This is a genomic window from Xanthomonas sp. JL1 (genome assembly GCF_038405005.1).
This window is the reverse complement of sequence record NZ_JBBYGR010000019.1, coordinates 1-11286: the sequence shown is the minus strand read 5'-3', so window position 1 is coordinate 11286 and position 11286 is coordinate 1. Positions and strand designations below refer to the sequence as shown.

At 64.4% G+C, this 11286-nt stretch carries 12 protein-coding genes and 1 pseudogene; 11 read left to right on the top strand and 2 right to left on the bottom strand.

The features are described 5' to 3' along the window. Positions 1–31 precede the first annotated feature (31 nt). The 10 genes from raiA to WJW29_RS04675 all read left to right on the top strand — a co-directional run bounded on the left by raiA (position 32) and on the right by WJW29_RS04675 (position 8212). Entirely contained in the window at positions 32–349 is a 318-nt protein-coding gene (raiA, locus tag WJW29_RS04720; RefSeq protein WP_011258102.1) for a ribosome-associated translation inhibitor RaiA, read from the top strand. A gap of 21 nt (positions 350–370) precedes the next feature. Further along, positions 371–829: a PTS sugar transporter subunit IIA gene (locus WJW29_RS04715; RefSeq protein WP_011407887.1), complete on the top strand. Its 459-nt coding sequence runs from the start codon at positions 371–373 to the stop codon at positions 827–829. Further along, a complete protein-coding gene (hprK, locus tag WJW29_RS04710; RefSeq protein ID WP_011258100.1) occupies positions 826–1776 on the top strand; it encodes an HPr(Ser) kinase/phosphatase in 951 nt (316 codons plus the stop codon). The genes WJW29_RS04715 and hprK overlap by 4 nt, the downstream gene beginning before the upstream one ends. Continuing rightward, entirely contained in the window at positions 1773–2645 is an 873-nt protein-coding gene (gene rapZ / locus WJW29_RS04705) for an RNase adapter RapZ (protein WP_011258099.1), read from the top strand. Before hprK ends, rapZ begins: the two co-directional genes overlap by 4 nt. A 296-nt stretch (positions 2646–2941) precedes the next feature. Next, entirely contained in the window at positions 2942–3106 is a 165-nt protein-coding gene (locus tag WJW29_RS04700; protein WP_154741215.1) for a hypothetical protein, read from the top strand. A gap of 65 nt (positions 3107–3171) precedes the next feature. Next, positions 3172–3564 carry a hypothetical protein gene (locus WJW29_RS04695; protein ID WP_011258098.1) on the top strand — a complete coding sequence of 131 codons (393 nt, stop codon included), beginning with the start codon at positions 3172–3174 and terminating at the stop codon, positions 3562–3564. Beyond that, a complete protein-coding gene (locus tag WJW29_RS04690; protein ID WP_005913389.1) occupies positions 3557–3826 on the top strand; it encodes an HPr family phosphocarrier protein in 270 nt (89 codons plus the stop codon). Before WJW29_RS04695 ends, WJW29_RS04690 begins: the two co-directional genes overlap by 8 nt. A 58-nt stretch (positions 3827–3884) precedes the next feature. Continuing rightward, a complete protein-coding gene (gene ptsP / locus WJW29_RS04685; RefSeq protein WP_011407884.1) occupies positions 3885–5615 on the top strand; it encodes a phosphoenolpyruvate--protein phosphotransferase in 1731 nt (576 codons plus the stop codon). Positions 5616–5902: 287 nt separating this feature from the next. Beyond that, complete coding sequence (gene mgtE, locus WJW29_RS04680) at positions 5903–7264, top strand: magnesium transporter (protein WP_011258096.1); 1362 nt, start codon at positions 5903–5905, stop codon at positions 7262–7264. 210 nt (positions 7265–7474) lie between these two features. Further along, positions 7475–8212, top strand: coding sequence for a prolyl oligopeptidase family serine peptidase (locus tag WJW29_RS04675; protein ID WP_012445791.1), 738 nt, complete (start codon positions 7475–7477; stop codon positions 8210–8212). 60 nt (positions 8213–8272) lie between these two features. Here the strand turns inward: WJW29_RS04675 and cydB are convergent, their stop codons facing one another. Beyond that, the gene (cydB, locus tag WJW29_RS04670) at positions 8273–9289 is read right to left on the bottom strand and encodes a cytochrome d ubiquinol oxidase subunit II (RefSeq protein ID WP_011407883.1); all 1017 of its coding nucleotides are present in this window, start codon (positions 9287–9289) and stop codon (positions 8273–8275) included. Next, on the bottom strand, positions 9289–10689 hold the full coding sequence (locus WJW29_RS04665) for a cytochrome ubiquinol oxidase subunit I (RefSeq protein ID WP_011258093.1): 1401 nt from the start codon (positions 10687–10689) through the stop codon (positions 9289–9291). The genes cydB and WJW29_RS04665 overlap by 1 nt, the downstream gene beginning before the upstream one ends. A gap of 386 nt (positions 10690–11075) precedes the next feature. Here WJW29_RS04665 and WJW29_RS04660 point away from each other — a divergent pair. Then, positions 11076–11286 (top strand): annotated as a pseudogene (locus WJW29_RS04660) (ISL3 family transposase); the annotation flags it as partial.

Below are 11286 nucleotides of genomic sequence, written 5' to 3'. Positions count from 1 at the left end.
TCATTGGCCCACTGACCAATGGAGGTATCCGATGCGTATCGAGACGTATGGCCACCAGCTTGAAGTGACCCCCGCCCTGCGGGACTACGTTGCAAGCAAGCTGCAACGACTGCAACGCCATTTCGACCAGCACTGCGAAGTCCGAACGCAGCTGGCCGTCCGCAAGCCGGACCACCACGTGGTCGCCACCGTCAACCTTCCCGGTCGCACCCTGCACGCCGACGCCAGCGGCTCCACCATGTATGCGGCCATCGATCTGCTGGTCGACAAGCTCGACCGCCTGATGCTCAAGCACAAAGAAAAGAAATGTAACCACCACGCCCGCGAGGTGCGCGACAATCCCGCATGACGCTTCCCGCTTGATGCCCTCATGCCTTTAACCGATCTGATGGCGGCCGTGCGCACCGTGGTGTCGCCGGCCGCCGATCGCGACACCGTCCTGCGCACCGCCGCCGACCTGCTGTCCTGCCGTCAGGCCGGTGCCGACGAGCTCTATGCCAACCTGTGCGAGCGCGAGGCCCTGGGCAGTACTGCCATCGGCCACGGCATCGCCATTCCGCATGGGCGCTGCCCCAATCTCACTGAGCCACGCGGCGCCTTGCTGCGGCTGGACACGCCGGTGACGTTCGGCGGGGACGAGCCGGTGGACGTGATCTTCGCCATGGCCGTGCCGGCGCACTACACCCATCAGCATCTGATGCTGCTGTCGGAGCTGGCCGAACGGTTTTCCGATGCCGACTTCCGTCAGCGACTGCGCGCCGCGCCCAACGCCGAGGCCCTGATGGGCTTGCTCACCGACGTCCCGCCACCGCAGGCGAGCGCGGCATGAATACCAGCATCACCGCACGCGAGCTGTTCGACCAACAGCGCGACAAGCTGGCGCTGCGCTGGGTGGCCGGCCAGAAAGGCGAGCACCGCGAGATCCAGGCCGGCAGCAACAATGCGCGACGCCCGTCGCTGGCCGGCTATCTCAATGTGATCTATCCCAACAAGGTGCAGATCCTGGGCACGGAAGAGCTGGCCTGGCTGGACTCGCTGGATGCGCGGCAGCGCTGGGAAACCATCGAGAAGATCATCCAGGTGCAACCGCTGGCGCTGGCGATCAGCAAGAACCAGTCCTGCCCGGAAGACCTGGGCGCGGCGGCGGACGAATCCAACACGCCGCTGTGGATCTCGCCCAAGCGCGGCCATGAACTGCTCAATCACCTCTCCTACCACCTGGCGCGCACGCTGGCACCGCGGGTCACGCTGCATGGCGTGTTCATGGAGATCTATTCGATCGGCGTGCTGATCACCGGCGAGGCCGGCTCGGGCAAGAGCGAGCTGGCGCTGGAACTGCTCAGCCGCGGCCACCGGCTGGTGGCCGACGATGCGCCGGAGTTCACCCAGATCGCGCCCGATGTGCTCGACGGCACCTGCCCCGAGTTGCTGCAGGATCTGCTCGAAGTACGCGGCCTGGGCGTGTTGAACGTGCGCGACATGTTCGGCGACACCGCGGTGAAGAAAAACAAATACCTGCGCCTGATCGTGCACCTGACCCGGCCGATGACCGAGCCCACACCCTCCGGCTACGAGCGCCTGACCGGCGATTCCGGCAGCCGCCATGTGCTGGACCTGGACGTGCCGCTGATCACCCTGCCGGTGATGCCCGGCCGCAATCTGGCCGTGCTGACCGAAGCGGCCACGCGCCTGCATATCCTGCGCACCAAAGGCATCGATCCGGCGGCGATGTTCATCGCCCGCCACAGCAATCTGCTGGAGCGACGTACGCCATGAGTATCGCGCCCTCCACGCTGATGATCGTGAGCGGGCTGTCCGGCTCGGGCAAATCGGTCGCGCTGAAGACCTTCGAAGACCTGGATTACTACTGCTCGGACAATCTGCCGGTCGAGCTGCTGCCGGACTTCGTCAAAAGCCGTTTGCGTGGCAACCCCATCGGCAACCAGCGCCTGGCGGTGGGCATCGACGTGCGCAGCCGCAGCGACCTGACCCAGCTGGCGCAATGGCGCCTGGCCGCACAGGAATACGGCATCGAAGCGCTGCTGCTGTTTTTCGAGGCCAGCGACGAGGCATTGATCAAGCGCTACGCCGACACCCGCCGCCGCCATCCGCTCAGCCATCTCGGCCTGGCGCTGCCGGAAGCGATCACCCGTGAGCGTCAGTTGACCGAGCCGCTGCGCGTGCAGGCCGATGCCATCATCGATACCAGCACGCTCAACGTGCATCAGTTTCGCCGCCGCGTGGTCACCGAATTCGCGCTCGGCAGCAACGACCGCCTGTCGCTGCTGTTCGAATCGTTCGCCTACAAGCGCGGCGTGCCGGCCGAGGCCGATTTCGTCTTCGATGCGCGCGTGTTGCCCAATCCGCACTGGGACCCCGAACTGCGTCCGCTCACCGGCCGCGATGCCGGCGTGCGCAACTATCTGGACAACGAAGCCGACGTGCGGCGTTATAGCACGCAGATCGTCGACCTGCTCGACACCTGGCTGCCGCGGTTGCGCAACGACACCCGCAGCTACGTGACCATTGCCTTCGGTTGCACCGGCGGCAAGCACCGCTCGGTGTATATGGCCGAACGCATGGCCCGGCATGCACGCGAACAAGGCTGGCCGGAAGTGGCGACGTTTCATCGCGAGCAGGACTGAGGGGCCGGGAATCGGCAATGGGGATTCGGGAATCGTGACAGCGGCATCCTGCGAGGTGAGTGTGGTGCACCTACGTTGAGGACGACACGCTCGCTGGCCTTATGTTTAGGTTGCGATTGCCTGCGGGGGCTGGCGTCTGGCGGACGCTGCGCAGGCCGACAACGCTGCAGCTGACGCGACTGGATCGCCGACGTCCCGAAAACCGCTTGGCGTTTTCGTTCGGCGCGCGATGCAACGCTGCACGACCAATGCGTTGGCGCCGTCACACCCCATGCGTCGAGGGGATTGCGCCACGCATGGCGACATGCCCCTACTCGCTGGAGGAAAATTGGCAGCGCTCGCTTGCGATGCAGGCCGCACTGCTGACGCTGCACAAGTCGCGGATCGGCGCTACGTATGCAGCGCACGATGGCGACACCTGTTGCCGCCGCTTCGCTGCAGCGGTCCCAAGCGGCTATTGAGTTCGCGACGCATCTGTGCCGGCAGACGCTATCGCGCAGTCATGCTGACCTGTTAACGTTTCGGCATGGCCTGTGGCATTCTCCTGATTACTCATCCCGGCATCGGCGCCGCGTTGTTGAACGTGGCGACAGGCCTGTTGCGGCAGTTGCCGTTGAAGACCGAAGCATTCGATGTGCCGTTCGATGCAGACCTGGACGCGTTGCTGCCCCAGGCGTCGTCGGCGATGCGCAGAGTCGACAGCGGCGACGGCGTGCTGGTCATAACCGACCTGTACGGCGCCAGCCCCAGCAATCTCGCCAATCGCCTGGCCAAGCTGGGCACACCGGTTCGCCGGGTGTCCGCACTGAGCCTGCCGATGCTGCTGCGGGTGATGAACTACCCCGAACAAGGATTGCAGGAGCTGCCCGCCACTGCGGCGGCCGGTACTCGCAATGGAGCGATCATCGACGATGCTTGAACGCGAACTCATAGTTTCCAACCGACTCGGACTGCATGCGCGGGCCACCGCCAAGCTGGTGCAGACGTTGTCGTCCTATCGCAGCAACGCCACCCTGGCAGCCAAGGGCCGCGAGGTGAATGCCAAGAGCATCATGGGCGTGATGTTGCTGGCCGCCGGCCAAGGCACCAGCGTGGTGGTGCGGCTGGACGGCGAAGACGAAGCCGAGGCCCTGCAGGCGCTGGTTGACCTGTTCGAACGTCGCTTCGACGAGGACAGCTGAGCATGCGCGGCGTCGTTGCCGTTGCGACCGACACGGCGCCGCTGCGCCGGGCAGACGCGTGAGCCTGCGGTTACGCGGACATGGCGCTGCGCGCGGCAATGCACTGGGCCGCGCGCGCGTGCGCCAGAGCCACACGCTGGAAGTGGCCGAGCAACGTGTGCCCGCCAATCAGGTAGAGACGCAGCTGCAGCGATTGCATGCAGCGATCGAATCAGCGCGCGGCGAAATGCAGCAGCTCCGCGACCGTCTGCACGGCGCGCTCGCACGCGAAGTGGGCGAATTTCTCGAACTGCATGCGCTGCTGCTCGACGACCCGGAGCTGCTGCAAGGCCTGGATGAGTTGATCCGCACCCACCGTTACAGCGCCGACTATGCCTTGCGCGTGCAGCGTGATCGCTTGGCGGCCGTATTCGACGGGATGGAGGATGCGTACCTCAAGAGTCGCATGGACGATCTGGATCACGTGATCGGCCGCATCCATGCGTTTTTGCACAAGCGCGCGCCCGACTTGAAGGGCGTGGCCGGCGAGATCCTGGTGTGCGACAACGTCGCCCCGTCCGAGCTGGCGCAGCTGCAGGCGCAAGGGGTCGTCGGCATCGTCACCACGGCCGGCAGTGCGCTGTCGCATAGCGCGATCCTGGCGCGCAGCCTGCACCTGCCGTTGGTGGTCGGTGTGAGCGAGGCGGTGCAGCGCATCGAAGATGGCGATGTGCTGATCGTCGATGCCAGCTCGGGCCAGGTGATCGTCGACCCCAAGCCCGAACATCTGCGCGACTACCGCGAGCGCCTGCGCGCGTTGGCCAAGGAACAGCGCGAGCTGGGGCGGTTGCGCTCCAAGCCCACGCGCACGCGCGACAACGTCGATATCACCCTGCTGGCCAACGCCGAATCGCTGGAAGACGTGGCAAAAGCGCATGCGCTCGGCGCCAGCGGTTTGGGCTTGTATCGCACCGAATTCCTGTTCCTGCAGCGCAACGAACTGCCGGACGAAGACGAACAGTTCCATGCCTATCGCGATACCGTGCTGGGCATGAGTGGCCGCCCGGTCACCATCCGCACGCTGGATCTGGGCGCCGACAAGGCCGACCGCACCGGTCTGACCCTCGTTGATGAGGACAACCCTGCGCTGGGCCTGCGCGGCGTGCGGCTGTCGCTGGCACGGCCGGCGGTGGCACAGACGCAATTACGCGCGATTCTGCGTGCGTCCGGCTACGGGCCGGTGCGCATCCTGGTGCCGATGGTCAGCGGCCGCGAAGAAATCCTGCTGCTGCGCAAGCAGTTGAAGAAGCTCACCGCGCAGCTGCGCGAGGAAGGCCACGAGATCGCCGAGCACATTCCGCTGGGTGCAATGATCGAAGTGCCGGCCGCAGCATTGGCGCTGGATTGCTTCATCGACGATATCGATTTCCTGTCGATCGGTACCAACGACCTGGTGCAGTACCTGCTGGCGGTGGATCGCAACAACGAGGCACTGGGCGAGCTGTATTCGCCCTTGCATCCGGCGGTGTTGCGGTTGATCGCGCAGGTGATCGCCACCGGGCGCACCCATGGCAAGCCGGTGGCGGTGTGCGGCGAGATCGCCGGCGACCCGTGCTTCGTGCCGATGCTGCTGGCGTTGGGGCTCACCGAGTTCAGCCTGCATCCGGCGACCTTGCTGGAAGTGCGCCGCGCGGTGCGCGACATCCATCTGGGGGAGTTAGGAGTTCACGGCGAAAAATTGCTGAGCGCCCGCGACCGCAAGGGCATCGAAAAATGGTTGGCGGGCCATGCACAAGGGCTGCTGCGGTAATTGCTGTGTGCGGCGCACGCAACCGTCAGCAACGTGGCTGATGGCTTAAAGCCCACGCATTTGGTCCTCGATAAGCGCTTCGACGATGCTGCCTACCCAGCCAATCGCGCACCGTTCCCCAAACGTTTCCAGCAGCCCTCGCCGCCTGGATGTGTCCATTGCGCACGCACTGCGCAAACACGCTGCAGCGACACTGTATGTTTGGTCACCATGTGCAAGCGATAATGCCGCGCTGACCCAGCACCGCGTCTTCCACGCATGACGCGTCCACTCTTCCGGGGAGCCGCATGGCCGAAGCCGTCCGCCACGACAGAACCGCGCGCCAGCTCCGCTTGCTGTCCGACGCGCTGGATAGTGGACGCCTGGGGCCGGTACGCCGGTTGGTCAATACGCTGGCGCCAGCGGAGATCGGCAACCTGCTCGAATCGCTGCCGCCAGGCAAGCGCGAAGTGGTGTGGGGGCTGGTCGATCCAGAAGACGATGGCGAAGTGCTGCTGCACGTCGGCGACGAAGTGCGCGAAAGCCTGCTGGCCGACATGGACCCGGACGAGATCGTGGCTGCGGTCGAAGACCTAGACATCGACGATCTGGCCAACCTGGTCGAAGACCTGCCCGACACCGTCATCGACGAAGTGCTCAAGTCGATGGACCGCGAAAACCGCGAGCGCCTCGAGCAGGTGCTGTCGTATCCGGAAGACACCGCCGGACGTCTGATGAATCCGGACGTGGTCACCGTGCGCGCCGACGTCAACGTGGATGTGGTGCTGCGCTATCTGCGCCTGCGGGGCGAGCTGCCCGACCACACCGATCACCTGTACGTGGTGAGCCGGCGCCATCAATACCTGGGCCGGGTGCCGCTGGCTGCGCTGGTGACCCATGAAGACAGCACCCCGGTCAACCGGCTGATCGACGACGAGCAGCCGGCGATCGATGTCGGCGATGGGTCCGACGAAGTGGCGCGGCGCTTCTCCGACCACGACTGGATCTCGGCGCCGGTGGTGGACGACAACAACATCCTGCTCGGCCGCATCACCATCGACGACGTGGTCGACATCATCCGCGAGCAGGCCGAGCACCAGGCCATGAGCGCAGCCGGCCTGGACGAAGACGAAGACATGTTCAGCCCGGCACGGCGCGCATTCCGGCGCCGCCTGATCTGGCTGAGCATCAATCTGTGCACCGCGTTTCTGGCCTCCAGCGTGGTCAGCAGGTTCGAAGGCAGCATCGAAAAACTGGTGGCGCTGGCGGCGCTGATGCCGATCGTGGCCGGCATGGGCGGCAATGCAGGCACCCAGGTGTTGGCACTGATGGTCCGCGGCTTGGCGCTGGGCCAGATCGGCTCGTCCAACGTGATGACCTTGCTCAAGAAGGAGCTCACTGTCGCGCTGATCAACGGGCTGTGCCTGGGCATCGGGCTTGGCGTGATCGTGCTGGTCTGGTTACGGCAGCCGATGCTGTCGCTGGTGATCGGCACCGCATTGACGGTGAACATGCTCACTGCCGCTTCCGGCGGGGTGCTGGTGCCGGTGACGTTGAAACGCTTGGGCTTCGATCCGGCATTGGCCGGTGGCGTGATCCTGACCACCTTGACCGACGTGATGGGCTTCCTGAGCTTTCTTGGCCTGGCCACGTTGATCCTGCTGCCCTGACCTGCAGCGATTGCGATTGCATTGAACCCATGTGCCGTGCATGCGATGACGACAAGCAGATGAATATTCGACAGGAATCGCCGCGCCGCGACAGCCCAGCGCACCGGCATGCGGTAATACTGCAACCATGTAATCGGTCGGGAGAGCTGCGTGATTCGTCGTTGTCTTGTTGTCATTGTTCTTGCGCTACTGGTGGCTGGCTGTTCCAGCATGGCTGGGCGCCGCCACAACGAACGCCGCGGCCACTTCGTCACCCGCACGCTGAAACTGGAAGGGCGCCTGTACCGCTATCAAGTGTTCGTGCCGGCGTCCAAGGTGCCGCAGCCGCGCCCGATCGTGCTGTTCCTGCATGGATCGGGCGAGCGCGGCGATAACGGGCGCGACCAGGCCGAAGTTGGCGTGGGCCCTTATCTGAGCCAACACACCGCCGACTTTCCCGCACTTGTGGTGCTGCCGCAGGTCCCCGACGACGAAGAATGGCTGGGCGTCAACGCGCGCATGGCGATCGCCACGCTGGATGCGGCCAGCGCCGAATTCAACGCCGACCCGCAGCGCACCTACCTCACCGGCATCTCGATGGGCGGCTATGGCGCCTGGGAAATCGGGCTGATGCAGCCGCAGCGGTTTGCGGCAATCGTGCCGATCTGCGGCGCACTCAAGGCACCGCGCGATGAGCGCCGTACCTTGTACGTCAGCCTGGTGGCGAAGGAAGCGGACCCGTACACCGCGGCAGTGACCCAGCTCAAGCACGTGCCGATCTGGATGTTCCATGGCGCCAAGGACGATTCCGTACCGCCGCACGACGACCGCGCGCTGTATCGCGCCGCGAAAGGCGTCGGCGCCAATGTGCGTTACAGCGAATATCCGGAAGGCAACCACAACGCCTGGGACGCAACCTACGCGGACCCGGCAATGTGGAAATGGATGTTCAAGCAGCGCCTGCGCTGACACTGCGCAACGCCGCGCGGGCGCGGTGCCCGCGCGATGGCATGACACCGCCAGCGCGCTTCAGTGGTGATAGCCATTGTCAGTGGTGACCTTGCCGCGGAATACGTGGTACGACCACACCGTGTAGCCCAGGATCAATGGCAGCAACATGACCAGCCCCACCATCACAAACAACTGCGACGACGGCGGCGCGGCGGCTTGCCAGATGGTGTAGACCGGCGGCACCAGATACGGCCACATGCCCAGCACCAGCCCCAGGAAGCCCAGCACGAACAGGCCCATCGCCAGCAGGAATGGCAGCGCCTCCGAGCGCTCCGCATCGGTGGCACGCCACAGCGCGAACCCCACGATGGCAACCAGCAGCGGCACCGGCATCAGCCACAGGTAATGCGCGCCACTGAACCAACGCTCCATCACGTGCGATTGCAGCGATGGCAACCAGGCGCTGAACAGGCCGATGAAGGTCAACACGCTGATGGTCAACGGCCGGCTCAGCTGCCGCGCCAGCTGCTGCACATGGCCTTCGGTCTTGAGGATCAACCAGGTGCTGCCGAGCAGTGCATAACCGAATACCAGGGCGGCGCCGGTCAGCATCGCGAACGGACTGAACCACCCCCAGATGCCACCGACATAGCGATCATGTTTGATCGGCAGGCCTTGCACCAATGCGCCCAGGATCACGCCCTGCGCGAAGGTGGCCAGGATCGAACCGACGGCGAACGCATGACTCCACAAACGCCGCGAGCGATGCGCCTTGAAGCGGAATTCGAACGCAACGCCGCGAAACACTAAGGCCATCACCATCAACAGCACCGGCAGATACAGCGCCGACAAGATCACCCCGTACGCCTTGGGAAATGCGGCCAGCAGTCCTGCCCCGCCCAGCACCAGCCAGGTTTCGTTGCCGTCCCAGATCGGCGCGGCAGTGTTCATCATCAAATCCAGCTGCGCTTCGTCCTTGCGGAACGGCGCCAGGATGCCGATGCCCAGGACGAAGCCGTCCAGCACCACGTACATCAGCACCCCGAAGCCGATCACCGCAAACCACGCCACCGTCAGTACCGTCGCCATGTCCATCATGCCGCTCCATCGATCGGTGCATCCGCTGCCGAAAGCGGGCGTGCCGGCGTGTGTTCGCCATGATCCAGATGCGGCGCGTTGGCATGTGGGGTGGGCCCTTGCTTGCCGATCTTGACCAGGTACCAGATGCCCCAGCCGAACACGAACGCGTAGCCAGCCACGTACACCACCAGCGAAATGGTGGTCATCAGCGCAGACTGCGGACCCACCGCATCGGCGGTGCGCAACAAGCCGTAGACCACATAGGGCTGCCGGCCGATCTCGGTGACGAACCAGCCGGAAATCAGCGCAATGAAGCCGCTCGGCAACATCCAGCGCCAGGTCGCCAGCAACCAGCGCCACTGCACCAGCTTGCCGCGCCACAACGCGAACGCAGACACCCAGGCAACCAGCAGCATCAATGAGCCGATCCCCACCATGATGCGAAACGCGAAGAACACCGGCGTCACCGGCGGGCGCTCGCTTGCCGGCACCGAGGTCAGCGGCGCGATGCTGCCGTCCAGGCGGTGGGTCAGGATCAGGCTGCCCAGGCGCGGAATCGCCACCTCGTCATCATTACGCTCGGCCTGTGCATCGGGCAGCGCAAACACCACCAGCGGAAATCCCTCGCCCGGCTGTTCGGCATGCCAATGCGCTTCCATTGCGGCGATCTTCATCGGCTGATGCTTGAGCGTGTTCAAGCCCTGCATGTCGCCGACGAAGATCTGCAGCGGCACGGTGATTGCGGCAAACACCACGGCCAGCTTGAGCATGCGCAGCCCGGCGTCGCGATGCACACCGCGGTGCAGATACCACGCGCCCACTGCACCCACCACAAAACAGGTGGTGATGAACGAGCCCAGCGCCATATGCGCTAGCCGGTAAGGGAACGAGGGGTTGAAGATGATCTTCAACCAATCCACCGGATGCACGATGCCGCCGATCACATCAAAGCCCGCAGGCGTCTGCAACCAGCTATTGGACGAGAGAATCCAGAACGTGGAGACCAGCGTGCCCAACGCCACCATGCAGCTGGAAAAGAAATGCAGGCGCTCGGAGATGCGCCCCCAGCCGAACAGCATCACGCCCAGGAAACTGGCTTCGAGAAAAAACGCAGTGAGCACTTCATAGCTCAGCAACGGCCCGATCACGCCACCGGCAATCCGGCTCAATTCCGGCCAGTTGGCGCCGAACTGGAAGGCCATCACGATGCCGCTGACCACGCCCATGCCGAATGACACCGCGAAGATCTTCTGCCAGAAAAAATACAGCTCGCGCCAGACTGGCAGACGCGTGCGCAGCCAGCGCCATTCCAGAAATGCCAGCAGACTGGAAAGCCCGATGGTGAATGCCGGAAACAGCACGTGGAACGCGATGACGAACCCGAACTGGATCCGGGATAACAGCAGTGCGTCCATGGAGCACACTCCAGGAAAAAGTGATCGTCGGCGTGCAAGCTGCAGGTCGATCGCCAGGATGCAGCGCATTGGGCGATCGCGAGCAGGCTGCTGCGCTACGTGATCATGATAGGGACGGTTGGGCCCGTTCCCGATGCGACACGGCGTCGCATCTGCGGCAATTTGCCGCTCTTGTGACAGCAACGCGTCGTGATGCCCCTCCCGTCATGCAGGAGGCCCTGCTCCGAATACGGTGGCGGACACGCAGCCCTGCGCCCTTCCTGCCGCGCCATGGATTGAGCGATGCGTAGCCGGCCTGGGAGATGTCGGGATGGCTGAAATGGTGGCTCTCTGAAAATTTGAGTGGGTAGGATTTCGGCTGGTTTACCACTGACGCGGGGATTGGGATGACGGCCAAGGTGTTTGAAGCGGCGCTGGGGATCGGCGCGCCGTGGTCGGTAGGCGCGGTCGAGTTCGACGAAGCGACCAAGGTGTTGACGGTGCCGGTGGACTTCAAGCCGGGCACGAGGTTCAAGGTATCGGGCCAAAAGGGGCTGCATCCGGTTCATGACACCGTGGTCAAGACCTACCGGCACCTGAACTTTTTCCAGCACGAGT

Excerpts from the sequence above, each read along its gene's own strand:
- WJW29_RS04715 (WP_011407887.1), top strand. The coding sequence starts at position 371 with ATGCCTTTAACCGATCTGATGGCGGCCGTGCGCACCGTGGTGTCGCCG.
- WJW29_RS04665 (WP_011258093.1), bottom strand. The coding sequence starts at position 10,689 with ATGGACGCACTGCTGTTATCCCGGATCCAGTTCGGGTTCGTCATCGCG.
- WJW29_RS04690 (WP_005913389.1), top strand. The coding sequence starts at position 3,557 with ATGCTTGAACGCGAACTCATAGTTTCCAACCGACTCGGACTGCATGCG.
- raiA (WP_011258102.1), top strand. The coding sequence starts at position 32 with ATGCGTATCGAGACGTATGGCCACCAGCTTGAAGTGACCCCCGCCCTG.
- WJW29_RS04695 (WP_011258098.1), top strand. The coding sequence starts at position 3,172 with ATGGCCTGTGGCATTCTCCTGATTACTCATCCCGGCATCGGCGCCGCG.
- rapZ (WP_011258099.1), top strand. The coding sequence starts at position 1,773 with ATGAGTATCGCGCCCTCCACGCTGATGATCGTGAGCGGGCTGTCCGGC.
- WJW29_RS04675 (WP_012445791.1), top strand. The coding sequence starts at position 7,475 with ATGGCTGGGCGCCGCCACAACGAACGCCGCGGCCACTTCGTCACCCGC.
- cydB (WP_011407883.1), bottom strand. The coding sequence starts at position 9,289 with ATGGACATGGCGACGGTACTGACGGTGGCGTGGTTTGCGGTGATCGGC.
- mgtE (WP_011258096.1), top strand. The coding sequence starts at position 5,903 with ATGGCCGAAGCCGTCCGCCACGACAGAACCGCGCGCCAGCTCCGCTTG.
- WJW29_RS04700 (WP_154741215.1), top strand. The coding sequence starts at position 2,942 with ATGGCGACATGCCCCTACTCGCTGGAGGAAAATTGGCAGCGCTCGCTT.
- hprK (WP_011258100.1), top strand. The coding sequence starts at position 826 with ATGAATACCAGCATCACCGCACGCGAGCTGTTCGACCAACAGCGCGAC.